Source organism: Richelia sinica FACHB-800 (assembly GCF_014698825.1).
Lineage (GTDB): Bacteria > Cyanobacteriota > Cyanobacteriia > Cyanobacteriales > Nostocaceae > FACHB-800.
On the sequence record NZ_JACJTT010000004.1, the window covers coordinates 22,787 to 48,596 of the forward strand.

Annotated in this window: 19 protein-coding genes and 2 tRNA genes; 7 read left to right on the plus strand and 14 right to left on the minus strand. The window is 37.8% G+C overall.

The annotated features are described in order from the left end of the window. Positions 1-19: 19 nt before the first annotated feature. The gene (locus tag H6G73_RS04985) at positions 20-643 is read right to left on the minus strand and encodes a TRAP transporter small permease subunit (RefSeq protein WP_190601854.1); all 624 of its coding nucleotides are present in this window, start codon (positions 641-643) and stop codon (positions 20-22) included. Between the two features lie 310 nt (positions 644-953). On the opposite strand from H6G73_RS04985, the gene H6G73_RS04990 reads away from it, so the two are divergent. Continuing rightward, positions 954-2,087, plus strand: a complete 1,134-nt coding sequence (locus tag H6G73_RS04990) for a TRAP transporter substrate-binding protein (protein WP_190601855.1) — start codon at positions 954-956, stop codon at positions 2,085-2,087. A gap of 30 nt (positions 2,088-2,117) precedes the next feature. Here the strand turns inward: H6G73_RS04990 and H6G73_RS04995 are convergent. From H6G73_RS04995 to H6G73_RS05005, 3 genes are all read right to left on the minus strand, one after another. Continuing rightward, positions 2,118-2,216 (minus strand) — tRNA-OTHER (locus H6G73_RS04995). Continuing rightward, positions 2,202-3,038 (minus strand): hypothetical protein, encoded by an 837-nt coding sequence (locus tag H6G73_RS05000; protein ID WP_190601857.1) that lies wholly within the window; start codon positions 3,036-3,038, stop codon positions 2,202-2,204. Before H6G73_RS05000 ends, H6G73_RS04995 begins: the two co-directional genes overlap by 15 nt. A gap of 28 nt (positions 3,039-3,066) precedes the next feature. After that, positions 3,067-3,891, minus strand: coding sequence for a DNA adenine methylase (locus H6G73_RS05005; RefSeq protein ID WP_313947065.1), 825 nt, complete (start codon positions 3,889-3,891; stop codon positions 3,067-3,069). Positions 3,892-4,104: 213 nt separating this feature from the next. Between H6G73_RS05005 and leuS the strand changes: the two genes are divergently transcribed. From leuS to H6G73_RS24345, 4 genes are all read left to right on the plus strand, one after another. Further along, a complete protein-coding gene (leuS, locus tag H6G73_RS05010; RefSeq protein ID WP_190601859.1) occupies positions 4,105-6,672 on the plus strand; it encodes a leucine--tRNA ligase in 2,568 nt (855 codons plus the stop codon). A 23-nt stretch (positions 6,673-6,695) separates the two neighbouring features. After that, a complete protein-coding gene (locus H6G73_RS05015) occupies positions 6,696-8,384 on the plus strand; it encodes an AAA family ATPase (RefSeq protein ID WP_190601861.1) in 1,689 nt (562 codons plus the stop codon). 20 nt (positions 8,385-8,404) lie between these two features. Continuing rightward, the gene (locus tag H6G73_RS05020; RefSeq protein ID WP_190601863.1) at positions 8,405-9,358 is read left to right on the plus strand and encodes a hypothetical protein; all 954 of its coding nucleotides are present in this window, start codon (positions 8,405-8,407) and stop codon (positions 9,356-9,358) included. 641 nt (positions 9,359-9,999) lie between these two features. Beyond that, entirely contained in the window at positions 10,000-12,375 is a 2,376-nt protein-coding gene (locus tag H6G73_RS24345; RefSeq protein WP_190601873.1) for a diguanylate cyclase domain-containing protein, read from the plus strand. A gap of 75 nt (positions 12,376-12,450) precedes the next feature. Here H6G73_RS24345 and H6G73_RS05030 read toward each other — a convergent pair whose 3' ends face one another. From H6G73_RS05030 to pstS, 8 genes are all read right to left on the minus strand, one after another. After that, entirely contained in the window at positions 12,451-13,545 is a 1,095-nt protein-coding gene (locus tag H6G73_RS05030; protein WP_190601875.1) for a HigA family addiction module antitoxin, read from the minus strand. Beyond that, a complete protein-coding gene (locus H6G73_RS05035) occupies positions 13,538-13,867 on the minus strand; it encodes a type II toxin-antitoxin system RelE/ParE family toxin (RefSeq protein ID WP_190601877.1) in 330 nt (109 codons plus the stop codon). Before H6G73_RS05035 ends, H6G73_RS05030 begins: the two co-directional genes overlap by 8 nt. 315 nt (positions 13,868-14,182) lie before the next feature. Continuing rightward, positions 14,183-14,254, minus strand: a tRNA-Cys gene (locus tag H6G73_RS05040). Between the two features lie 135 nt (positions 14,255-14,389). Then, positions 14,390-14,983, minus strand: a complete 594-nt coding sequence (locus tag H6G73_RS05045; protein WP_190601879.1) for a chromophore lyase CpcT/CpeT — start codon at positions 14,981-14,983, stop codon at positions 14,390-14,392. 130 nt (positions 14,984-15,113) lie between these two features. Continuing rightward, complete coding sequence (gene pstB, locus H6G73_RS05050; protein WP_190601881.1) at positions 15,114-15,893, minus strand: phosphate ABC transporter ATP-binding protein PstB; 780 nt, start codon at positions 15,891-15,893, stop codon at positions 15,114-15,116. A gap of 30 nt (positions 15,894-15,923) precedes the next feature. Further along, entirely contained in the window at positions 15,924-16,805 is an 882-nt protein-coding gene (pstA, locus tag H6G73_RS05055) for a phosphate ABC transporter permease PstA (protein ID WP_190601882.1), read from the minus strand. A 78-nt stretch (positions 16,806-16,883) separates the two neighbouring features. Next, entirely contained in the window at positions 16,884-17,882 is a 999-nt protein-coding gene (gene pstC, locus H6G73_RS05060) for a phosphate ABC transporter permease subunit PstC (RefSeq protein WP_190601884.1), read from the minus strand. Between the two features lie 84 nt (positions 17,883-17,966). Further along, positions 17,967-19,007: a phosphate ABC transporter substrate-binding protein PstS gene (gene pstS / locus H6G73_RS05065; RefSeq protein WP_190601887.1), complete on the minus strand. Its 1,041-nt coding sequence runs from the start codon at positions 19,005-19,007 to the stop codon at positions 17,967-17,969. 781 nt (positions 19,008-19,788) lie between these two features. On the opposite strand from pstS, the gene H6G73_RS05070 reads away from it, so the two are divergent. Then, complete coding sequence (locus H6G73_RS05070; RefSeq protein WP_190601896.1) at positions 19,789-21,897, plus strand: sensor histidine kinase; 2,109 nt, start codon at positions 19,789-19,791, stop codon at positions 21,895-21,897. On the opposite strand, the gene H6G73_RS05075 is transcribed toward H6G73_RS05070, so the two are convergent. Beyond that, positions 21,894-22,442: a late competence development ComFB family protein gene (locus H6G73_RS05075; RefSeq protein WP_242034120.1), complete on the minus strand. Its 549-nt coding sequence runs from the start codon at positions 22,440-22,442 to the stop codon at positions 21,894-21,896. The genes H6G73_RS05070 and H6G73_RS05075 overlap by 4 nt on opposite strands. 485 nt (positions 22,443-22,927) lie before the next feature. On the opposite strand from H6G73_RS05075, the gene H6G73_RS05080 reads away from it, so the two are divergent. Next, positions 22,928-25,102, plus strand: coding sequence for a sensor histidine kinase (locus H6G73_RS05080; protein ID WP_190601898.1), 2,175 nt, complete (start codon positions 22,928-22,930; stop codon positions 25,100-25,102). Here H6G73_RS05080 and H6G73_RS05085 read toward each other — a convergent pair. After that, complete coding sequence (locus tag H6G73_RS05085) at positions 25,099-25,761, minus strand: class I SAM-dependent methyltransferase (RefSeq protein WP_190601900.1); 663 nt, start codon at positions 25,759-25,761, stop codon at positions 25,099-25,101. The two genes, H6G73_RS05080 and H6G73_RS05085, sit on opposite strands and share 4 nt — an antisense overlap. Positions 25,762-25,810 lie beyond the last annotated feature (49 nt).

A 25,810-nucleotide genomic window follows, 5' to 3' on the forward strand; every position in this document is an offset into this window, starting at 1 on the left:
AATTTATCCTATGTATTTGCTATTCAATATTAATATTTTCTGAAGTTTCTAAGCGAATTTTATCTACTACTTGCTGATAGCCTAACAATACTGCTAAATATTTAATTGCTTGAGAGACACTTTGTAACAGCAAAAAAAATAATCCTATAGGCAGCATAGTTTTTATTGGTGCGCGAGGTAAGCCATTGGCATCAGCAGAAACCTCCCAATTTCCCCAACTACCATCACTTAATCTGCCCCAGGATTGCAAAACTGGGTTGAATGTTACCCAAATACCAATTAAACAAAAGGGAATTAAAAATAAAATTGTTCCTAAAAAATCAATTAATGCTCGTTGTTTATCACTCATATTGGTGTAGAGAAAATCAACTCTGACATTTTCTCCGTGACGCAAAATATAAGCAAAACCTAATAAAAAAGTGACAGCAAATAAATACCATTGCAACTCTAACCAGGCATTAGACGATAATTGCACCCCCAAAAAACGCCCTAGATAACGGGCTATCACATTAAAGAAGCCCACTCCAATGGTCAGCAAAACTAGCCAATTAGATAACCATCCCAATTTATCGGTAAAGTTGTCAATGATTTGGGAAACCTGTAGCAGTTTACTAATAATGGTCGTTTGTTTTGAGCTACGCATAGATAAGAACTATAAAAATTAAATCACTTTATTTTATCTAAGTTGTTGCATCATTGTATGATATTCTGGATAAACCTGATGGTTGATTAATAGTGAGTGAGTCAACCTCATGTAATTACAGAAGCTTGTGGCTAATACCGTTTATTTGTGTGGCTACATATATTTACCCCCCAACTTCGCAGTCCCCTCCTTGCCAAGGTGGGACTATAGGGGTGTTATTATGTGTATCTTCATAAATTCAGTTATGAAGTGAGTGAAGTGGTGTAATTTCATTCCCATATCTTTAATGTTGATATAGTTATAAATTGTTATGAAACGTCGAGCTATTGTTAACAGATTATCTCAAAGTGCGATCGCTGCTACAGGGTTGGCTATAGTTGGAGGTTGTCAAAAGGCGCAAAATCAAGCCCCAAAAGCCTCAGCAGACACCAGCAACCTACCAACCATTAGATGGCAAATGGCCACCAGTTGGCCCTTATCCCTAGAAACTATTTTCGGTGGTGCACAGGTTTTAGCAGAACGAGTCAAAGCCCTCACCAACGGTAAATTTATCATTGAACCTCGTGCAGCAGGAGAAATTGCCCCTGGTTTAGAAGTTCTCAACGTCGTTTCTCAAGGTGCAGTTCAAGCTGGACATACAGCCTCTTATTACTACATCGGTAAAAGTCCTGCCCTAGCTTTTGGTACATCAGTACCTTTTGGACTGAATGCCCAGCAACAAAACGCTTGGTTATATCAAGGCGGTGGTTTAGCCAAACTACAAGAAATCTATGCCCAGAAATTCAATGTCATTCAATTTCCAGCAGGGAATACAGGTGCACAGATGGGGGGATGGTTTCGCAATGAAATCAAAACACTCAACGACCTCAAGGGTTTAAAAATGCGTATTCCCGGTTTGGGGGGACAGGTAATGGCCAAATTAGGGGTGACAGTCCAAACACTCCCAGGAGGAGAAATCTTCCAAGCCTTACAAACAGGGGCCATTGATGCTGCTGAGTGGGTAGGCCCCTACGATGATGAAAAATTAGGCTTAAATAAAGTTGCTAAATTTTACTATTATCCTGGTTGGTGGGAACCCGGCCCAACCTTAGAAGTACAAATTAATCTAGACGAATGGAAAAAGCTGCCACCGACATATCAAGCAGCTTTAGAAACAGCAGCATATGAGTCAAATACAACCATGCTTGCTCGTTATGATGCTCGCAATAATGAGGCATTAGAAAGATTGTTAAAAACAGGTACTCAAGTTCGTGCTTATAGTGACGAAATTTTAGCCGCAGCCGAAAAAGAATCTTTCGCTTTGTATGACGATTTTGCTGCTAAAGACGCAGATTTTAAAGCAGTTTATGAACAGTGGAAAGCATTTAGAGACCGGATGTACACATGGAACAATCTCAATGAAGGCAGTTTTAGCCGTTATATATATGGAAAATTGAAAGTATAGTCAGCATTAAACTAAAACCGTTTTTAAAGATGGACTGTAGAGGAATTGAACCTCTCTTTCCCCTTCGAGAACAATCGAAAAAAAGATATGCTTTTGGAGGGGGTGATTTGACCACTAATCTAACAGCCCTTTTCCTTTCAACTCTTGTATTATAGGATCAACATCTTCTTCTTGCAAGTTGTATTGACTTTTTAGGAGATTTTTCATAAATTTCCTTTGTCTTTCTACATTGTTAGAAAATTTCTTAAAACTTTTTAAGTTGATTTCTTTTTCCTCGTCCCTCGCGATTAAAATTTGAGCTATTTCTGAAGGACTAGGTTTAGCAAGTCGGCAAAGTTCTTGAGCAATATCTTTAGTAACGCGCGAAAAAAGAATAAAATCATCGAAACCGAGTTTACTATATTCATTAGGAGCTTCAACCCGATATTGCTCAACCACACTTGCTTTATTTTCGTTAATTTTTTTCAAAAGGTTTAAAACCTTCTTGTCTTCTTTGGAAGAACTGTGCATAAATGTATTTCTTATTAAACGATAATATTCAAATATTTCACATCGTATTCCTTTTCCTGTTTCATCTAAATCATATGGTGTAATATTCAGTCTTGTTAATAAATATTGTAGTTGACTCTCCTTATCACTCTTTTGAGTCCATTCACTGCTTCGTGGATGTTCACTTATAAATTCCCTGATAAACTCTTCTGCTTGTTGATAGACTGATAAAATGTACCATTGAGATATACGAACACGAAATATATCTAGTTCTATTATATCTACTTTAACACCATGCTTTTCAGATAGATTCTTAATATATTCCTCTTGGCTAAGACTTTGATTTCCTATTGCTGTCAATTCTCTAATTGCTAATTCATTACATTCTACAATCGCATCAAATCTTCCTAAATTATTTTTTAACTTGAAGTAACAACGAAAAGCAAAGTTTTTATTTTCCATAATAGATATAAATTAGATTTGCTATATGTTATATGTATAAATAATTACTAATTAATAACTCCTTTCCCTTTTCTGCCTTCTTTTGCTTATAATTATTCATGCCATACTGTACCTCAAATTCCTTAATTTGAGCAAAGTCAAATAAATCTCTAATTTCTGCACAGTCATCATAGGTCAGTAACCACTTGTGGTGACATTGCTTTAAATTTTCTGCAAATCTGTGATGATCAAAACTAGTATGTAAATTGCCTTTTACCCCATAGAGTTTTGATTTTGTGGGTTGATAATAAGGAGGGTCGAGAAAAATAAAGACATTATCTCCCTCAGCCCTCAAAAGTTTTTCATAATCACCACAAGTAATTTCCACATCTGATAAATGCTGACTCAGATTTTCTAATCTAGAAATAGACGATAACGTGAATCTTTTCTCATAAGCTTCTTGAGAATATCCACCAGAGTCCATAATCCCTGAAAAAGTAATGCGATTCATAATAAAAAAACGCACTGCTCTATCAAAATCACTATATAAATTTTCTGGATTTTTAAAAAAATTATATAATTCTCTCCCGTCTGGAAAGCTTGCTTTTAAATGTCTAATCTTTGACACTAAATTTTCAATATCATCTTTGGCATATTGCCAGAAAGCATATAAATCAAAATAAATATCATTAATCCAATATTTCCTAATACTGTCAGCCAAGAAAGTTTTGGCACCCAGAAAAACCGAACCACCACCAATAAATGGTTCTCGAAACTCAAGTGTATCTAAAGGAATATGGGGCAAGATAAATTTAACTACTCTAGATTTTCCCCCAGGATATCGAAGCGGACTTTTTATTAATTTATTCATCATCACTAATAAAAATTATCTATACTTCATCCGCGTTTATCTGCATTCGATTAATATTTTCATCATCATTTTGGAACACGCAAAACATCACACCAGTATATCTAATCAATCTAAAATCTAAAATTCTTACCAACTGGCTGAATGGCTTCAGGGGTAGTCTATAGTATGCCACAATAGCGAAGAGCAATAGCTAAAACAGCATTAGGAGTTTTATTTGTGGATTCCCGATATAACCCAGCCACAATTGAGGAAAAATGGCAAAAAACATGGTTAGAACTTGGCTTAGATAAAACACCCCAAACAAAAGACAAGCCGAAATTCTACGCCTTATCCATGTTCCCTTACCCATCCGGTAGCCTGCACATGGGTCACGTCCGTAACTACACAATTACTGATGTGATAGCCCGCCTCAAACGAATGCAAGGGTATCGGGTACTACATCCTATGGGTTGGGATGCCTTTGGACTTCCCGCAGAAAACGCCGCCATTGATAGAGGTGTACCCCCTGCTAAATGGACATATCAAAATATCGACCAGATGCGGCAACAATTACAGCGTCTGGGTTTATCTTTAGATTGGGAAGCTGAACTTGCTACCTGTTCTCCTGACTATTACAAATGGACACAGTGGATTTTCTTGCAATTTTTGCAAGCGGGTTTAGCTTATCAAAAAGAAGCCGCAGTTAACTGGGACCCCATCGACCAAACAGTATTAGCCAACGAACAGGTTGACAGCGAAGGACGTTCTTGGCGTAGTGGGGCAAAAGTCGAACGGAAATTATTAAGACAATGGTTTTTAAAGATTACCGACTACGCAGAAGAATTACTCAATGACTTGGATAAACTGCCTGGTTGGCCGGAACGAGTCAAATTAATGCAAGCTAACTGGATAGGTAAATCCACAGGTGCTTATTTAGAATTTCCCATAGTTGGTAGAGATGAGAAAATTGGTGTCTATACTACTCGCCCAGACACTGTTTTTGGTGTTAGCTATGTGGTATTAGCCCCAGAACACCCCTTAACTCAACTTGTAACCACTTCAGAACAAAAAGCAGCAGTAGAAGCCTTTATTACTGAAGTTACCAACCAAAGCGAATTAGAGAGGACTGCGGAAGATAAACCCAAACGGGGTATCCCCACCGGTGGCACAGCAATTAATCCATTTACAGGGGAAGAAGTACCCATTTGGATAGCTGATTACGTCCTGTATGAATATGGTACAGGGGCGGTGATGGGTGTACCTGCCCATGATGCGCGAGATTTCAAATTTGCTAAAGAACAGAATTTAGTTATCAAAGTGGTAATTGTTCCAGAAGCTGGTGCAGAGGAAACTTTAACAGCAGCCTACACAGAACCAGGCATTTTAGTTAATTCTGGTGATTTCAATGGTATGAGTTCCCCAGATGGGAAAGCAGCCATTGTGGAATATGCAGAAAAAAAAGGTTATGGGAAACTGCGAGTGCAGTATCGTCTCAGAGATTGGTTGATTTCCCGTCAACGTTATTGGGGCGCACCTATCCCAGTGATTCACTGTCCTGAATGTGGTATTGTTCCAGTCCCTGATCAAGATTTACCTGTGAAATTACCAGACGAAGTGGAATTTACAGGTCGGGGTGGTTCACCTTTGGCACAGTTAGAAAGCTGGGTGAATGTGCCTTGTCCTACCTGCGGTACTCCAGCCAAGCGGGAAACAGACACGATGGATACTTTTATTGATTCATCATGGTATTTCTTGCGTTTTACTGATGCGAAAAACGAAAATCAGGTGTTTGATGCCAGCAAAGTTAATGACTGGATGCCTGTGGAACAGTATGTAGGTGGGATTGAACACGCAATTTTACACTTATTGTATTCCCGCTTCTTCACCAAAGTATTGCGAGATAGAGGTTTACTAAATTTTGATGAACCATTCCAAAAGTTATTAACTCAGGGAATGGTACAGGGTTTAACTTACATGAACCCCAATAAAGGTGGTAAGGATAAATGGATTCCTTCTCATTTAGTTGATGCTAATAATCCTGTAGACCCGCAAACTGGAGAACCTTTACAACGCCTCTATGCCACCATGTCTAAATCAAAAGGCAATGGTGTAGCACCAGAAGATGTAATTGCTAAATATGGTGTAGATACAGCCCGGATGTTCATCTTATTTAAAGCGCCTCCAGAAAAGGATTTGGAATGGGATGAAGCTGATGTGGAAGGGCAATTCCGCTTTTTAAATCGGGTTTGGCGGTTGGTGACAGATTACGCTGCGGCGGGAGTTTGTAAGCAAAAAGCTGAACTGGATAAATTAAGTAAGGCGGAAAAAGATTTGCGTCGGGCAATTCATTTAGCGATTCAAGCAATTACAGAAGATGTGGAAGATGAATATCAATTCAACACCGCTATTTCCGAATTGATGAAGTTAAGTAATGCCTTGACTGATGCCAGTTGCAATAATTCGCCAATTTATGCGGAAGGGATTAAAGCTTTGGTGATTTTGTTAGCACCTTTTGCCCCCCATATTGCTGATGAATTATGGCAATTGTTGGGTAATAAGGGTTCTGTCCATACCGAAACTTGGCCAAGTTTTGACCCTGCGGCTTTGATAGCTGATGAGATTACTTTGGTAATTCAAATTATGGGTAAAACTCGCGGTGCAATTCAAGTACCTTCGCAGTTAGATAAGGCTGAGTTGGAGAAATATGCGCGGGAGTCTGAGGTGGCACAACGTTATATTGAAGGGAAGGAAGTTAAGAAGGTGATTGTCGTTCCTGGTAAGTTGGTGAATTTCGTTTTGGGTTAGGTTTTGTTTGTAGGTTGGGTTAAATGAAATGCAACCCAACACATTTATTATTGGTTGATGTTGGGTTTCCTTACGTCAACCCAACCTACGGAGTGATTGAACCACGAAGACACGAAGGACACGAAGGAAGGAAGAAAGAAAGAAAGAAGAAGATAAGTGATCTTACATCTGCAAGAGATTATTATAGGTATAATCCCTTTATACAGTTAAAACAGTATTATTTATTTATGCACATACAAAGAATCCAAGTACCTGATTTTCGGGCTTTGAAAAATGTAGATATTAGTTTTGAGAAGGAATTCACTCCCCGTATTTTTCCCCTCGGTAGTCAAAATGGAGGTGGTAAAAGTACATTGTTACAGTTGATTTTCGTGTTGTTACATTGTGCTGGTAATCCTGATAGAGTGCAGTTTATTCAAAATTTACTCTATGGTTTTGAGGTTAATGATGAATCTGGGAAAAGGACTTTAGCTATCATTGATATTTGGGATGGTAGTAAAACTGTAAGAATTGATTTTTTAACTTGTAATGAATCTTATATTTTAAAATTATTGGTCGAAAATCAGGAAATCGATCTCATTTCAGATTTTAATTTATCCATCTCTACAGAAATTAAAGTCAAGAGAAAAAAAATTTCCTATTTAGAGAGAAAAATTACTACCCTCGAAACATCCAATACCAGATTAGCTAATCTGGGAAAATATGAAACTAGAAAATTTATGTTAGAAAAAGAATATAATGATTTAGAGAAAGAATTTGCATTTAATTTTATTTTCGACAGACTTGATATTACACATATAGATAATATAATATCATTTGATGATTTTACTCGTAGAATGTCAAATATAATTGAAAAAAGAATAGAGAAATATAGAGTTGAATTGGGACAGGAGCGTTATAAATATGAGCGGCTTAACAATTTATTAAATAGCTACTACGACCTTTGCGAGAAAAAAAAATTAATACACATTTGTGAATTATTTTCAAGTGAAAATGAACCTAATCAACAAGCTTTACTGTGTAAGGTAAGTCAGATAAATATAGATAAAACCAATGAATTTTTAAGTAGATTATCAAATCAAATATTTCTAACTGCTCATGTTTCTCAGATATTTTTATTTCTATCATCCGATGATAGAAAATCACTATTTAAAAAACAGAAAAATAATCAAGCTAACTATTATCAACAGATTAAAACAGCTAACTCTAAATTACCTGGATTTTTTACCTATGACTTTCTAGCAATAGATATTCTGATTGAAGCATTCAAAAAAGCACGGGATGAAGATTTTAAACAAGCTGTAGAACAAGGTGGAAATTATGGTAATAATTATGTAAAACTATTAGCTGAACTTAACAGTCTTTTGAATAATAAAAAAATTAATGTACAAACAGATTTATCTGGAATTAATTTTAGAATTGATGGTGATGAAACAGAACTTTATCCAGAAGATTTAAGTCATGGAGAATTGAAAAGATTATGTATTTATATGTGGTTAAAATATAATAACATTAAAGATGCAATTGTTCTAATGGATGAATTAGAAATATCATTTCATCCAGATTGGCAATATCAAATAGTTAGAGATTTAGAAGAATGGGGTGCGACTAATCAATATATTTTAGCTACTCATTCCTATGAGATTTGTCAAGCGGTTACACCTGCTCATGTTAAAGAATTAGAACCGAAATTACGATCAAAAACAATTTAATAATTAACCTAAAACAAAATATGAGTTTAAATGAAACAGAACTAAAAAAACATTGTTTAACTATTCTTAATTCTGCAAGAATTAGAGATAAAATTGTTGTTTTATGTGAAGGTTCTATTCCCAAATTACAAGGTAGACCTTCACCACAATCTTACAAGCAAATGGAAAAGATGCCAGATGCTAATTTTTATGATGCTTGTGTACCTACATGGTGGACTCAATATAGACCGCAATTTTTTAATTGTGGTGATAGAAATGATGTTTTGAATACATATTTTAAAATTTTAGATTTGCATAATGCTGATAGCAGTCAGTCATTTTTAAATCCTGACTTACTTTTTGCTATTGTAGATTTAGATATTCAATTTGCTGAAATTCAGGAAAATTACAGTTTTAAAAATACAGAAGATATTTTTTATAGTCTTTATCATCAAGGAAATATCAATGAATCTAACACACATCATCATCGTGTATGGGTGACTGGATTAATTCATAAAGAGGCTTATTTTTTATTACCTGGTATTCAGGAAGTTTTTGATAATCATTATGTTAGTTATCCGTTATATAAAGAAAATACTGTGAATTTAGAAAATATTTATTTAGATATGGTTGATGATATGACTAATGATAAAGATTTACAAAATCATTGGTCAAAAGTATTCCAGAGAATTAGTTATCTTTCTAGTTTGGATGGTGTGGAAATAGATAAATTTCAATATTCTTGGAATCAAGAGTATTGTAATAACCTAAGTTTAGATAATAAGCATAAATTAATCAATACCTTGTTAATGCTTGTAAAATCTAAAGAATATTGGCGGCAAATTTTACCTGATGAGAATTGGCCTCATTCGGAACATAAATTTAGAGAGCAGTTATCACTGGAAATTGGTAAATTTTATTCAAAACAAGATGGAAATGTTGCAAATCATATTCCTTTTTTCTTTAAGACGCTATACAAATTAATTGAAAAATAACCTTTTCTAGTCGGCTTCAGCCGATTTTTGTTATTAGAATGGGAATTAATTCCCAGACGAATTATTTTCTGATAATTGTATGGATAACAGCGAGAGATCAAGGAAATTCATTTCCCACAGAATTACAAATTGATATTAGATAATCTTGTGAATCTTGAACTCAACGCTGCTACACCTAGAATGGAATGTGTGTCTGTTATAAATTAATGTAATCTTTGGTTATTTAGTCATAAAGTGTTATTTTCCACAGAGAATAGGTTTTGCTTTCGCTTTCTCCTAATAATCCCCCTAAATAGTGTATCAAGTCCTTTTTTGCGCTTCATGACCAAATACATCATCAAAGCTTTGACTTGTGTCTGTGTCCAGGAAAATGATTCTGAGGGTAAGGAGTCAATTTTCACCTTTGTGAAATAGCTGTTATGTGACCAGTACCTTGGTGTCTATGTTTCATGACCGCAAACTGACAAAGACTTATGATGTGATGATGCTTTCTCTATGCTTATTTCCGAGTTAAGGGAAAGAGTTGTGTCAGTCTTCAGCAGTTTGGGGAATCAATCCAATTTGAGAACAAGTATTAAATATGTGATGTATTAGCACCAATTTGAGCCATTATGAGTTTTGATGGCAAATTCAGACGATTTATGAATCAACAGCTGTATTCCAAATATAAGGGCAACATTTTAGTTGTTGATGATAATTTAGACAATATTAGTTTGTTAACTAAGATTTTGTCAAAGCAGGGCTATAAGGTGCGAGTAGCTACTAATGGGAGATTAGCTGTGCAGTCTGTTAATGCTAATCCCCCAGATTTACTTTTATTAGATATTAAAATTCCTATTATTGACGGTTATGAGGTATGTAAACAACTCAAGGCAGTGGAAAGAACTGCAAACATACCAATTATTTTTATTAGTGCATTGGATGAAACTAATGATAAAATCAGTGCTTTTGAGGTGGGTGGAGCAGATTATATTACAAAACCGGTGGAACCTATAGAGGTTTTGGCAAGAATTGAAAATCAATTACGATTGCGAAGGTTTCAGTTGGAATTACAGATTCAAAATGACCAATTACAACTGTTACTTAGCACAACCCAAGCTGTTGGATCAGCGTTAGATGTGGAAGAAGCTTTAGCAATTATTGTGAAAAATATTTGTGAAACTTTGGGTTGGAATATGGGAGAGGCTTGGATGCCTAATTCGGAGTTAAATGTGTTGGAATATTGCCGTGGTTGGCATATTCAAGATGAGCGTTTAGATAAATTTTGTGAGCAAAGTCAAAAGTTAACTTTTGGGTTGGGTGATGGATTGGTGGGACGAATTTGGTTGTCCCAACAGTTGGAATTGGTGGAGGATATTAGTCAGGATTGCTATACAAGTTTTAAGCGGCAGAAAATAGCTATGACTGCGGGAATTAAAGGGGTGATGGGAATTCCTATTATTTTTAATCAGCAGGTTTTGGCGATTTTAGTATTTTTCCATAACCAGGCTATGATACTGGATGAGCGATCGCGTCAACTAGTCACCGCAGTTGCTAGTCAAGTGGGAGGGATGATTCAACGGAAAAAAGCAGAGGAGGCGCTACGATTTTCTGAAGCTCGCTTTGCAGGGATGTTGGCAATTGCCCAAGATGCGATTATCGCTGTAGATAGTAATCAAAAAATTACCTTATTTAATCAAGGTGCGGAAAAGTTATTTGGCTATACATCTGGAGAAATTATTGGTCAATCCCTGGATAAGCTGTTACCGATGCGATTTGTCAATATCCATTGTCAACATATTCATAAATTTGCTGACTCTCCTCAACCCACTAAACAAATGGGAGAACGGAGAGAAGTATTTGCTTGTCGTAAAGATGGTTCTGAAGTGCCTGTAGAAGCTTCTATTTCTAAGTTAGAACTAGGAAAAGAAAAAATATTTACGGCAATTTTACGAGATGTAACTGAACGGAAACAGTCGGAAAAATTCCTGCGACAACAGGCAAAAATAGAAAAATTAATTACTAAAGTTAGCCAACAAATTCGGCAATCTTTAGATTTACAAGTAGTTTTATCCACGACAGTCAAACGGATTCGGGATTGTTTAATGGCTGATCGCGTAGCAATCTATAAAATGGAATCTGATGATGATGGAGTTTTTGTAGCGGAGTCAGTCCATGAGGGATATTCACCGTTATTGAATCAAAAAATTCCCTCTACTTATATCAAAAAATTTTACAACCAATATAATCGGGGTGTAACAACAGTAATCAATGAGATTCAAAAGTCTCAATTAACAACGGAGATATTTGAATTTTTGCAACTTTTTCAAGTCAAGGCGCTGATTATAGTGCCTATTTTAAATAATAACTGTTTATGGGGTTTGCTGGCTGCTCACCAATGCGGTTTTTCTCGGCATTGGAAGTCATTTGAGGTGAACTTATTACAACAATTAGCCAACCAGGTAGCGATCGCTATTCATCAGTCACAACTCTATCAACAGGTGCAAACTGCTAATCAAGAACTAGAACGACTGGCTAATCTGGATGGTTTAACCCAAATCGCTAATCGTCGTCGATTTGATGAACATATCCATTGTGAATGGATGCGGCTAAGACGTGATAAATCGCCTATCTCTTTAATTTTATTTGATGTAGATTTTTTCAAAATGTATAATGATACATACGGTCATCAAGCAGGTGATGATTGCCTACAACAAATTGCTGATGCTGTGAAAAATCTTGTCAGACGAGCAGGTGATTTAGTTGCCCGTTACGGTGGTGAAGAATTTGCTGTAATCCTTTCTAGAACCGATAGTCAAGGGGCTATCTACATTGCCAAAACTATTCAAAATACTGTACATAGATTGGCAATTCCTCATTCCAAGTCCAAAGTTTCCAATTATGTAACCGTCAGCTTGGGTGCAGCTACGATGATTCCCAACCTAAATTTGTTACCAGAAAACTTGATCAACGCCGCAGATACAGCATTATACATAGCGAAACAACAGGGACGCGATCGCTTTTTTATTGATTTATAGTTTTATCAGCTAAAAAGCCTATCATTTGCATACAATTTTCTCGTTTAAGTTAGGTGTAGGAGATAAGTCTACCCACTAAAAACCAATACTTTCCTTGAAATCATTCATCCAAGAAAGAGGAATTAAATTATCATGTTGCAGCCGTCCTACAACAATAGCAGGATGTATACCAATACGCGCTGCAAAATCAACAACATCATTTTTAGATTTAAGTTGTGCTAATTCTCCTTCATACTCAGAAGGTATTAAAAATTCCCGTGACCATTGATCTGCTTCCCGTTCTTGTTCAGATTCCAAACTTTCCCCACTATCCCATTCATCAAGAAAAATATTTTCCTTGTTATGTAATAGGATATGTGCTGCTTCATGGAAGAAATTAAACCAGAAGCGATCATTGGTTGTACCGTAAAGTGAAAGTTGAATTAGTGCCTTATGGGGATTTAACCATCGCGCTACACCACTAACGTGCGCTCCTTTAATTGATGGTACTAAAACCAACACAACCCCAGATTCTCGGCATAATTGTTGCATCCGTGGTTCAAATTCCTCTGGTGGTAACACAATCAAAGAGCGAATTTCCCGCACTGCTTTTTCAAACTTGGGTTTACTGTATTTAGGACAATCTAATTTTTCTGCTTCTATTTCACCTAAACGTAACCATGCAGAAATAGCACCAACATCACTTTGTTCTTTGCGAGTGCGACGAAAATTAACTTCTAAACTTCCGTAGCATTTCTCCCACTCTTCTGGTGAAGCAACACCGAAAAACTGCAACAACTTTTTTACTACTTCTGGTTTATTCTTGGCAATTAAATTGCACTTGGGAATTTTACCTTGGTTCATCAATTCTCTGACTGGTAACTTATCTAACCAAGATGTCCACTCCTTTAAACGGTTCTCCTCATCCTTTCTCGCTAAAGCAGCACGATATTGGGCTTCATATCTGAGCCAAAATGCTGCTGTCATACCTAAAACCCGTTCTAGCTTCAAAGCTGTTTCTTCATTAACAGGTGCTTTGCCATTAAGCAGCAAACTAATGTGTTTTGTGGTGTAGCCTAAACGCTCTGCTAATTCTACTTGTGTCCAATCACGCTCTTCTAAAAATTCAGCAATGGCATCACCAGGGGAAGATACCCAATCTGGAGTAAAGGGTCGGGTTGTCTTAGTCATGGTAATCTCCAATGAAAACAATGCAAACAGCAATAACTTTCGACCAATCAATGCTTCCATCCTCTGTCAAGGGAATGGGGTCGTTATCAGGCTTAAATACAAGTCGTTTACCACCTTCTAGATTTACTGCAAATTCACCTGCCCGATCTCCTTTTAAGGGATGGGGATGACCTATTTCTAATTCTGTGACACAGCTAACAACACTAATAAAAGTTAACTGGGTTTGCAATTTCTTAGCACATTTTGCACCTAATTTCCTTTGTGCTAGTTTTGGCTGCTCACATAGGTCTTGCAGTTTGCTGTTAGCGAAGGTAATTTCCATGCGTTAGTAGACTAATACAAGTTTACCACTTTGGTAAAGAAATTTTTTATATTCCAGAGAAGATATCATATCAATTAATGTAATCCTTTACCGTTTTGGTAAAGAAATTTGTTATATCCTCAAAGAATTTGTATTAAATAATACTTTACCATATTGGTAAATAGTTTTTTTATGTCTCTAACGAATCCAGCATATCAACTAAAGCATCCATTTCTAGCCAAAATTACCCTAAAAAATTAAGGACGAGCGTTAAACCCGTCCCCATGCTTATTACTCAAAGCCTTGGATTACCTGATTTTGGCTGTTTTCTCTTCAAGGCGACACCCGGATTTGAACCGGGGAATGGAGGTTTTGCAGACCTCTGCCTTACCGCTTGGCTATGTCGCCGCATTCACCATTAATCATAATATCATAATCATAGCATCAATGCTATCCTCTGGCAGAAATTTTTTTGTAGTTGCCAAGAGGGGAGGGCAGAATTGATTTTACTCAACCCTAAACCCCTTTCTCGTACCTCCAGACTCAGGATAGTTTCACCTCATCTGCAAAACTGTTCCAGCGGACAAAGTAAAATGGCCCAGCGACTGAACCCCAAACATGCTCATCTGTTTCTGGGTCTCGTCCTCGGTCACGACTAATAAATTTGTCTGCGTCAATTTCAAATTCGCTGTCTAAATAGGTTGTTTGACCTTTGCGGACGACCATACAGGCTTTTCCTGGCTCTACTTTACCTTTGAAGCCACTACCAGTCCACTCTACAATCATGTTACAGCCAGGTAATTTTTCCAGGCGATCGCTTGTTAAATTATAAAGACGTGTTAAATCACGGGAAGCACCATAAAAGTCTTTTTCATCTTTAACGGTGTAATTTTCAATCAGAATATTCTCCCCACTACTAATTAACTTCAGAACCCGCACTCGATAGGGGTCATTGAGTAGATAGTCATAAGCTTGCTCCACAAACAAACCCACCCCAGATAAAACTGAATAAGGTAGGGGACGCATACATACCCGAATATGGGCAAAAAAGGCTGGATTTTCAAACACTTGAGCTTGATTGCTAAAATCAGCAGCCATCCATCGAGCTAAGGTAGCAATATCAGTAGAATGGGTCATTACAAGAAACTAGCTCACCAATTGTGAAAACGTCATCTGGGATGATCTTAAACTTTGATGGTACTCCTGGATGTTGACTCTTGGTCGAAGTTTCTGGAACCACACCAGTTCTCAGGGGAGAATTGACCGCTTAACCGAAGCGTCCAGACACATAGTCGCGAGTGCGTTCATCCAAGGGGTTGCTAAATATTTGCTCTGTTGCACCAAATTCCACCATTTGACCAATACGAGTTTCATCGGTGCTAAAGAAAGCAGTGAAATCAGAGACGCGGGTCGCTTGCTGCATGTTATGAGTGACGATGACAATTGTTAACTCTTGACGCAGACTATGAATTAATTCTTCAACCTTCATAGTTGCAATTGGGTCTAGGGCTGAACAAGGTTCATCCATCAGCAACACTTTTGGTTTAACTGCTAAAGCGCGAGCAATACACAGACGTTGTTGTTGACCACCAGAAAGACCCAAGGCAGATTTATCTAGTTTATCTTTTACTTCATCCCACAAAGCTGCCCCTTTGAGGGCAAATTCTACCACTTCATCTAATTCTGCTTTTGAAGAACGGTTGGCTATTCTCACTCCATAGGCCACGTTTTCATAAATACTCATGGGAAAAGGATTAGGCTTTTGAAACACCATACCAATTTCTCGCCGCAGACGGTTAATATTCACACGGGCATCGTAGATATTTTGTCCTAAAAATTCGATACTACCCTCTACTGTCACTTTTCCTTCTAATTCACTAATACGATTGAGGGTTTTGATAAAAGTTGATTTACCACAACCACTAGGGCCAATAATTGCGGTTACATAATTTTTATAGATATCGAGGGAAACTTTTTCAATGGCTTTAGCAGTTCCATAATAAAAACTCAAACTTTTAACTTTGATGGCGGGAATTAGGTTACTCATGTTTAGCAAATGTACACAATGAAGATGTTGTCAATTTATTTTTCTTTTGGTAGTCACAAAGCGAGAAAAGAGACTAAAACACAGGACTAGGGTGAGTAAAACAATGGAAGTAGTCCATACTAATTGGCTTTTTTCTGGTGCAGGGTCATTGTAAAGATTAAAAATTAATACCGGTAAAGAAGCAGTAGGATTGAATAATCCTTTTGACCAATCCAAGCTAAATAAAGCTGTAAATACTAAAGGTGCTGTTTCACCTGCTGCACGAGCTACAGCTAAGAGAACGCCAGTTGTAATGCTGGGTAAAGCTGCACTAATGACCACCCGTACTATGGTTTGAAAACGAGTTCCTCCTAAGGCAGCAGAGGCTAGACGTTGGTGCATAGGAATTAATTTCAAAGCCTCTTCTGTCGTGAGAATAATCACGGGTAACATGATAACTGCTAAAGCAAATCCTCCAGCTACAGCACTAAATCCTTTAGTGACTAAAACAATCACACCATAGGCGAACATGCCAACAACAATGGAAGGAACTCCTGTGAGAATATTAGTAATAAATCTGACAAAATGGGCAATGGAATTTGTTTGACCAAATTCTGCTAAAAAAATCCCAGTCATGATGCCTACAGGTAAACTCATGAGGGAGCCAATGAGCACCATGACGATAGTGCCAACGATGGCATTGGCAAATCCATTGTCAATGACTGTATTCATCAACATTTCTGGTTTGAAACCAGCCAATCCTCTATTCATAATTTCCCAGAGGATAGACACAAGAGGAATCAAAGCTAATCCCGTCAACCCAAAAGCGATCGCATTCATCAAATAGGTGAATAATTGGCGATTAGCTGGTAGGGGCTGGCGTAACTGTGTCACTATTGATTTGTCTATTTCGGAATTGAGATAACTACTCATAGTAATTGGGTATTTGCTCAGGGGACAAGAGGATAAATATTGATACTGATGAGGGATAAACTTTTATAATTTAATTTTTCAACGATTATTTTTATTCCCAATCCATTGCACTAAAAATGCTGCACCCATATTAATAGCTAGGGTTAAACCAAACAAAATTAAGCCTAAATAACTCAAAGCACCAATGTGTAATCCTGGTTCGGCTTCGGCAAATTCATTAGCGATGACAGAAGGAATTGTATAACTAGGGTCAAGAAACGAAAAACTAATTTGAGCAGAGTTACCAATCACCATAGTGACTGCCATTGTTTCACCAAGTGCGCGACCTAGTGCTAACATTGTGGCGCTCACTAATCCAGAAAATCCGGCTGGGAGTAAAACGCGAAAAATGGTTTCCCAACGGGTACTACCCAAAGCCATAGATGCACTTCGCAATTCTTTGGGAATAACTAATAAAACATCGCGGAAAATAGAGGCAATGGTTGGCAAAATCATGATTGCTAAAATCATGCCGGCTGTGAATAAGTTGGTGCCGACTGGATCTACGGTATTGAAGATGGGTATAAAATTACATGTACTAGCTAGCCATTTTTGTAGGGGTTCCACTAGGGGAATAAAGATAAAAATCCCCCACAAGCCAATAATCACGCTAGGAATTGCTGCTATCAATTCAACAATAAATGCCAGACCATTCCTGATGGATACAGGTAAAAAATTTTCGCTAGTAACTAGAGCGACTGATACACCAATGGGTAGGGCGAAAAAAATCGCGATCGCACTACTGGTGACAGTGCCGTAAATATACGGTAATGCACCAAATAGCTGATTTCCTGTATCCCACTCTTGACTCCATAAAAATCCTAAGCCAAAGGTGCTAATGGCTGGTTGAGCTTCTTTAAAAATTATCCAACTCATGAAAAAGAGGATAATTACTGTAGTAGTTGCAAATAGATACACTAACCAAGTAAATATTTGATCAGCGATGAAGTTATGACCACTTTTAGTAATTAAATCAACTTTTTCATCATGATTATTTGTTGTTAAATTATGGCGGTTTGAGTCTAATGGATTATTCATAATTGCTTGATTAATATTCATCCAGTGATAAAAGTAGAGTGAGTCTTCCTCACCCTACACACACAATTTGAGAAAAGCCAGAGATTACTTGACGCTGCTATTCACTGTCTGTAATACTCTGTTGACCACATCAGCAGGAATTCTCGTATAGTTCAGGTCATCATTAAATTGTTGACCATCTCTGAGTACCCAATTAATCCATTTCTTAATTGCGTTAGCTTTAGAATTATTGGGATAATCTCTATAAATCATCATCCAAGTCAAACCAACGATGGGATAACCTTGTGCTGGATCTCCTACAAATACCCGAAAATTATCAGGAAACCTCACAGTTGATAAAGCCGCATTAGCCGATTGCAAGGAAGGAGCAACAAACTCTCCTTTTTTATTTTGAATTTGAGCAGATTTGAGCCTATTTTCAGTAGCGTAGGCATATTCGACATAACCAATAGACCCAGGAGTACGAGCTACTAAAGCAGCTACACCGGGATTCCCTTTTCCTTTGAGTGCGTTAGGTAGAGTCCAGCGTGGTGCAGTATTGGCACCAATTCTACCTTTGAAATAAGGGCTAATAGAACTTAAATGGTTGGTAAAAATGAAGGTTGTACCACTACCATCGGCACGAACTACAAACTTAATTGGTTGATTTGGTAAGTTTACCCCTGGGTTATCAGCTTTAATTCTGGAATCATTCCAATTGGTAATTTGACCAGAAAAAATGGCTGGTAGTGTAGCGCGAGATAATCTTAAGTTGTTAACACCAGGAACATTGTAAACCACAGAAACAGCACCACCTGCTGTGGGTACTAAAATCACACCGTTTTTGACCTTGGCAATTTCACTGTCTTTCATTGCCGCATCACTAGCACCAAAGTCAACTGTGCCTGCCATGACTTGACGAATACCACCACCACTACCAATTGCTTGGTAATTCACTTGCAAATCTGGATGTTTCTTTTTCACTTCACGAGCATAACGTTCGTAAAGGGGAGCAGGAAAGGTTGCTCCTGCACCGTTCAGGGTTTCAGCTTTCGCAACTGCTGTCAAAACTGGACTAAGTATAACAGCTGCCGTCACCATAGAAGTGGTAACGAAGCGATTCAAAATGGTGGTTGAAAAAATCATACTGCCTCGGATTTAAGGTTATTTTCCTGCCGGAATTACAGCCTTAAATAACGTTCATTGGCTATGATTAAGAAAAATTTAACGAAATATCAAAGACTAATTAAAATTTGTTTAAAACTATACTTTTATGCTTAAAAAGCATAAATTTTGCATATTTTTTACTCTGAATCAGGCAATATTAAGTATCAAAAATATTGATAATTTTCAGCTAGTGTATTTTACCCATATCGTTTCTTTTTGCATCTGCATATATTTACCCCCAGCTTCGCCATTCCCGTTGCCAAGGGGGACTACAGGGGGTGTTATTATGTGCATCTTCAGAAGAAATTGGTATCAACTAAAAAATAATTGTTGATGAGGATGATTGATTGGTACTATCACCCCATATTCATAAATAAACCCTAGCAGGGTCATCTCACACGACTGCCTGCTAGGAATATGTTGCATATTTTGGCCATGTTTGAGGGGATGAACGCTGATTATGACTGGATAATTGCGTATACCCTAGCAGTAGCATAACTATATCAGGTGTCATTCTCGGTTAAGAACAATTAGGTGATTGGTTAAGTTGCTATTAAAACTAATCTGGCTATTGAATTTTTGTACAATTTGCTGGTAAGTCTGATTCACCTGATTGGGTGAATGCAATGTTCAGGCAGGGAATATAACCTGAAAACAGAACCTTGTGTAATCTGGTTGGTGTTTATGCTTACAAAATAAAATCTGCCCAGCTAGCAAAGCTCCATTGTTATCATCTATTGATTTTTTCAAGGCTTAGAGAGTGGTTGAAACTGTAAAATTGCTTCATCAATCAGATTATCCACAAGAGGCTATCACTCTGCTACCAAAGGTTGCCGCTCACATCACGGGGATGTTTTTCCAACTCCACCAATGTCATGATGGTTCCCAGACTTTTGTATATGTTAGTTCCGGCTGTCGGGAACTGTGCGAAATAGAACCAGAAGTATTTCAAGCTGATTTTTCTATTATCCACAAGCTGATTCTGCCTCAAGATTTAGAAAGTTTTATTGAGTCAACTGCTGTGGCCATGGCGACTCTAAAACCTTGGAATTGGGAGGGTAGAATTGTTACTCCTAGTGGTCAACTGAAGTGGGTACAAGGTAGTTCTCAAGTTCAACCTTCAACTAATGGGACTATTTTGTGGGAAGGGTTGTTAATAGATATCACTGACAAAAAACAAGCAGAGACGAAATTACAGGCAACGGAAGCGCGATATCAAGCGTTGTTAGCGGCTATTCCTGATTTAATGTTTCGCATTAGTCGGGATGGTAACTATTTAGAAATGAAGCGGGATAGTAGTAATTGTCCGCTGCTACATGCAGAAATTCTGGGCAAGAATTTACATGATATTTTACCAAGTGATGTGGCTACAGTTGGACAAAAAGCGATCGCCCGCACTTTGAGTTCTGGGACTTGGCAAACCTGGGAATATCAAATGCTCACACCCTTGGGAATGCGCGATTATCAAGCGCGGTTGGTGGCTAATGGCAAAGATGAGGTGTTGGCTATAGTTCGGGATATTACAGAATATAAATATGCGGCGGCTCAATTACAATTATCTGCCCAACGCGATCGCTTGCTCACAGAAACTCTCGCGAGAATTCGTTCTTCCCTGAATTTAGATGAGATTTTGCAAGTGACTGTGACGGAGGTACGCCAATTTCTAAGGGTAGATCGAGTTTTCATTGGCTTGAATGATGCCCATGGTGGTGCTAAAACTGTTGCTGAGTCAGTTAATCCCAAATATCCATCTATATTGGGCTGGTCTGAACATGAAAAAAACTATTACAGTGAAATCAAAAGTCTGTTTGCGACTAATCGTGTGCGGGTAGTGGAAGATACAGCCAAGATTGCAGTTTCTCCTAAGTTAAAGTCCCATTACCAAAAAACCCAAACCAAAGCTTCTTTGGCTGTACCGATTATTTTGGAAGATGAATTATTAGGGGCGTTAATTGCTAATCAATGTTCGAGTATTCGTCATTGGCAAAGTATGGAAATTGACTTACTCCAACAATTATCTGAGCAATTAGCGATCGCTATTCAACAAAGTTTAATTTACCAAAAACTGGCTACTCTCAATTCTAATTTAGAACGTCAGGTAGCAGAACGCACAGGGCAGTTACAACAAAAAATGCAAGAATTGGAAGAACTGCACCGAGTGAAAGATGTCGTTCTACATACAGTTGCCCATGATTTACGCACTTCTGTCATGGGTAACTTAATGGTATTTAAGCATTTAATCAATAGTCGGGAATTAAGAGCAACTAACAACTCCGACCCTGTGATGGTTCCCGTCTCATACTCCATTCTGGAACGGATGCTGCAAGGTAATGAGCGGCAATTGGGAATGATAGATTTACTCTTAGAAATTCATTCTAGTCAACAGCAAGGTGTGGCTTTAGAACGAGAGCCAGTCAAATTTAACACATTAATAGGAGATATCTTAACGGAACTGCAACCATTATTTTCACAAAACCAAGCTACCATTACCAATCTCATTACCACAGATTTACCCACAGTCATGGTAGATGCAGCCAGGTTGCAGCGTGTAATGACTAATTTATTTGATTACAGCTTACAGCACAATCCTCCCGGACTGAATTTCACCCTCAAAGCTAAAATGACCGGAGGTGTAATTCGTATCCAAATTCAAGATAATGGTACTGCCTTGAGTAAACTAGAATGCGATCGCCTCTTTGATTTATATGTACGTGATCCCCAAGGGCCTGGTTCTACTAGCCATGGTCTAAAAATGTACCTATGTCGGCAAATCATCCAAGCCCATGGTGGAGAAATTGGTGTCAACAGAAGCCAACAGCAAGGAATTAGCTTTTGGTTTACCTTACCTTTAATGTCTGAACAGGCTTAAATGCGATAACGTTCCCAATCAACGTTAGCATGTTCACCATTGTGAGCTAGGCTACTTCTACGCCACGTAACCTTTCCTCTCAAGGTATTCAGTAAGGCTTGCTCAACTATATCTGACAGGTTATCCCAAGATAAATCATCTCGTTGCAGCAGTTGTCTCAGTTCTTGCAGGGCAATTCCTGAACCGTTATTGTTATCTTCTGCAAAACTGAGGGCATCATTAGCGCGGAGAGGATCTCGTTGTACAGCAATAATTCCCTGACGCACGGCTGTGGCAATTTTTTGATAAAACTCTGTTCTCCCTCGATGCAACTGCCTTTGCCATCCTCTTTTACTCGTGGCATAGAGGGGAGGAAGACGATTTAAGGCATAGGCCACCACCTCTGATGGTGTGATGTATCGAGCAATTTTCAATGGCAGAGATTGGATTTGTCTGTCTACCTCCTCAACTACTAGCAATTCCATGACATTGCGTGAGTTCTTGGAGAACTTATACTCTTGAGGACGTGATAACCGAGCAGAAGTTGATGAATTAAGGATTGGCATAATTACTTAAGACTAAAGAGAGTTTGTAAGAAACCCTGAATAGTAAATTTGTTACATACCATTTTTATTTTTTTTTATCAACCCTCAATATATCTATTTTGTTACTTCTATGTAAATGTGGATTTTACGGATTTTATTACTTTAAACCTTACGTATATATATTTTTGAAATCTTTAAATTTATTACCAATAAACAATGCTGTGGTGTCCTTTTATTAACTGCCCGTAAGTATCTTTTGTTGCTATCTTCTAGGAATCAATGTAGTTTATCAAAACTTTAAAACTCTAACCGTAAATTTCAGAAAATATTAATATCATTCGCCAGCCAACGTAGTATTAAAAAAATCCCCGCTATCGAATATTTACAGATGCAACTTTTTATTTATCACTATTAGCCATCTCATGGTCTAGTCAAAAGGTTTTTATTTAACTACCTGGGTCTAGGTTGTTGTGGCAATCTGGAAATATCACCACATCTTCTAGCTTATGAATAAATTTGGTATTCGGGTCATAGCAATTGGATGGAGAAAAGTTAAAAAGGTCTGGAGAACTGCTTTTAGAACTCCCACAAGTACAGAAGCAATCTTAGCTATATATGCTCCTTGTCCCCAGGAACAGGAATGGTTGGCTTTTAGACATAGTTTTTTGTGGAAACGTCTCAATTTATGGTTATGGCTAGCTTTGGGTTGTTTATTGACTTTCAGTTTACGAAATATTTATGACTTTTTCTTTCCTTTACAAGAGCTAAGTCAAGTATCACCAGTGATCAAAAATCAGGGAATAGTAATTAATGCTTTTTTATTATTAATTTTAATAATCTGCTTTGGTTTGCATAAAACTAAATTTGGTCGCCATTATCCAGGGTGGCTCTTTTTGGGATCATCCCTATCTCTGAGTTTATCAACTCAACTATTTGCTACCTTCAAGGGTGTAGCACTCCCTGACACCTTTGGTTGGACTTTATTATTCTTAAGTCAGGCAACAATTATGCCTGTGTGTTGGCAACTCCATTTAATATCCCAATTGGGTGTTCTTGGTTATTATTTTGGTATCAATACTATACTAAAACTGAACACTGGATTACCTCATCATCCAGAACTGTATAGTGTCACATTTATTTTATATATTTTTTGGTTTTGTGCTATTTGCGATATTAGTATTTATCTATATGATCGACTGCAACGCTCAGAATTTTATGCTCGACGTGAACTCGAATCTGCTTGTCAACAATTGAAAGTAGCCGAAGTTAAATATCGGAGTATTTTTGAAAACGCTGTGGAAGGCATCTTTCAAAGCAGTCTGGATGGACATTATATTACTGCCAACCGAGCCTTAGCCAAAATTTACGGTTTTTCTTCACCGGAAGAAGTAACCGCAAATTTCACTAACATCGAAAGTCAATTATATGTTGACCCCAATCGTCGTGCAGAATTTATCCGCTTAATTGAAGAAAAAGGTATTGTATCTGGCTTTGAATCCCAGATTTATCGCTGTGATGGCAGCATTGTCTGGATTTCCGAGAAAGCTTATGGTGTGCGTGATGAGAAAGGTAAAGTGCTTTACTATGAAGGATGGATTGAAGATATCACACAACGCAAGCAAGCGGAAGAAGCATTACAAGAACAATTGAATTTTTTACAAGTTTTAATAGATACTATTCCCACCCCTGTCTACTATAAAAATAGTTGCGGTATATATTTAGGCTGTAATAAAGCTTTTGAGTTAGCCTTAGGGCTATCTAAGGAAGATATTCTGGGCAAAACGGATTATGACTTAGCACCCAAGGAGTTAGCAGACCAGTATCAAACCGCTGACAGGGAATTATTAGTTTCTCAACAAGTACATAGCTATGAAAGTTCGGTCATCTTTGCAGATTGTACGGCCCATGATGTGATATTTTACAAGGCTGCTTTTGCGAAAGCTGATGGCACTATTTGCGGTTTAGTTGGTGTAATTTTAGATATTAGTGAACGAAAACGAACAGAGGAAGCATTAAGAGTCTTTATCCATGCGGTTTCTCATGATTTACGCAACCCGGTGCAGGGGACGGTGATGGTGTTGCAAAATCTGCTGTCACAACCAGATAAAAATATTGCTCTATCTCGTTCAATTTTAGAACGGATGCTGCAAAGTAGCGATCGCCAGTTGAGCTTGATTAATTCTCTCATGGAAGCCCATGTCAGCGAAACCCAAGGTATGGTACTGCAACGCCAACCTATACAATTATCTGAGGTGATAGAAGATGCGATCGCAGATTTACAACCAATGCTGACTGCAAATCAAGCCACCCTCACCAACTTAGTCACCAACGAACTACCCATAATTCAAGCTGACCCTACCCAACTGTGGCGGGTTTTTTCTAATTTAATTGTCAACGCCATTAAACACAACCCACCGGGACTATTATTAAGAATTGAAGCCATTTATCAAGGAGATAAAATTTATTGTTCTGTGGCTGATAACGGTGTAGGTATTAATCCTCAACAAACCCAAAGATTATTTGATTTGTACTATCACAGTACCAATATTCGCTATTCCCTCAGTTTGGGACTAGGACTATATTTATGTAAGCAAATTATTTCTGCTCATGGTGGTGAAATTGGTGTACACACAGCACCACAAGCAGGTTCAACTTTTTGGTTTACGTTACCTGTACATTAATTCTTCCTGGCCAAAGTCAAGCCGTCCCCAATGGGAACTAAACTGAGAGTCACACGCTGGTCTTGATGTAACTTTTGATTAAAAGCACGAATCACATTGGTACTATTTTCTTGATTTTCTGGGTCTGCGACTCTACCTGACCACAGGACATTATCAATTGCAATTAAGCCACCGGGTCGCACTAATTGAAGCGATCGCTCATAATAGTTTTCATAGTTACCTTTATCAGCATCTATAAAGGCAAAATCAAAAGTTTCTGCTTCCCCTGCGGCCAACAAATGATCTAATGTCTCTACAGCTGGGGCAATCCGTAAATCAATTTTATCGGCTATTCCCGCCTTTTCCCAATAACGACGAGCAATACTTGTAAACTCTTCACTAACATCACAGGCTACCACCTTACCATCCGCTGGTAAAGCCAAGGCAACAGATAAAGAACTATAGCCAGTAAAAACCCCTACTTCTAAAGTTTTTTTAGCACCAATTAACTGCACCAACAAAGCCATGAATTGACCCTGTTCAGGAGATATTTGCATCTGAGAAAGTCTGTGGTTGGCTGTTTCTTCACGCAACTGAGTTAAAATTTCTGGTTCGCGCAAAGAAATGGCAAGTAAATAATCGTACAACTGTGGTTCTAAACCTAAGGTTTTTCTTGACATGAGCTATTTTCCCCTATAACCTGCAACTTGTTGCTTGATAATAATTGAC

Bases quoted from the DNA above. Each gene is read 5' to 3' on its own strand.
- H6G73_RS04985 (WP_190601854.1), bottom strand. From the start codon at position 643: ATGCGTAGCTCAAAACAAACGACCATTATTAGTAAACTGCTACAGGTT.
- H6G73_RS04990 (WP_190601855.1), top strand. From the start codon at position 954: ATGAAACGTCGAGCTATTGTTAACAGATTATCTCAAAGTGCGATCGCT.
- H6G73_RS05000 (WP_190601857.1), bottom strand. From the start codon at position 3,038: ATGGAAAATAAAAACTTTGCTTTTCGTTGTTACTTCAAGTTAAAAAAT.
- H6G73_RS05005 (WP_313947065.1), bottom strand. From the start codon at position 3,891: ATGATGAATAAATTAATAAAAAGTCCGCTTCGATATCCTGGGGGAAAA.
- H6G73_RS05015 (WP_190601861.1), top strand. From the start codon at position 6,696: ATGAAATGCAACCCAACACATTTATTATTGGTTGATGTTGGGTTTCCT.
- H6G73_RS05020 (WP_190601863.1), top strand. From the start codon at position 8,405: ATGAGTTTAAATGAAACAGAACTAAAAAAACATTGTTTAACTATTCTT.
- H6G73_RS24345 (WP_190601873.1), top strand. From the start codon at position 10,000: ATGAATCAACAGCTGTATTCCAAATATAAGGGCAACATTTTAGTTGTT.
- H6G73_RS05030 (WP_190601875.1), bottom strand. From the start codon at position 13,545: ATGACTAAGACAACCCGACCCTTTACTCCAGATTGGGTATCTTCCCCT.
- H6G73_RS05035 (WP_190601877.1), bottom strand. From the start codon at position 13,867: ATGGAAATTACCTTCGCTAACAGCAAACTGCAAGACCTATGTGAGCAG.
- H6G73_RS05045 (WP_190601879.1), bottom strand. From the start codon at position 14,983: ATGACCCATTCTACTGATATTGCTACCTTAGCTCGATGGATGGCTGCT.
- pstB (WP_190601881.1), bottom strand. From the start codon at position 15,893: ATGAGTAACCTAATTCCCGCCATCAAAGTTAAAAGTTTGAGTTTTTAT.
- pstA (WP_190601882.1), bottom strand. From the start codon at position 16,805: ATGAGTAGTTATCTCAATTCCGAAATAGACAAATCAATAGTGACACAG.
- pstC (WP_190601884.1), bottom strand. From the start codon at position 17,882: ATGAATAATCCATTAGACTCAAACCGCCATAATTTAACAACAAATAAT.
- pstS (WP_190601887.1), bottom strand. From the start codon at position 19,007: ATGATTTTTTCAACCACCATTTTGAATCGCTTCGTTACCACTTCTATG.
- H6G73_RS05075 (WP_242034120.1), bottom strand. From the start codon at position 22,442: ATGCCAATCCTTAATTCATCAACTTCTGCTCGGTTATCACGTCCTCAA.
- H6G73_RS05080 (WP_190601898.1), top strand. From the start codon at position 22,928: ATGAATAAATTTGGTATTCGGGTCATAGCAATTGGATGGAGAAAAGTT.
- H6G73_RS05085 (WP_190601900.1), bottom strand. From the start codon at position 25,761: ATGTCAAGAAAAACCTTAGGTTTAGAACCACAGTTGTACGATTATTTA.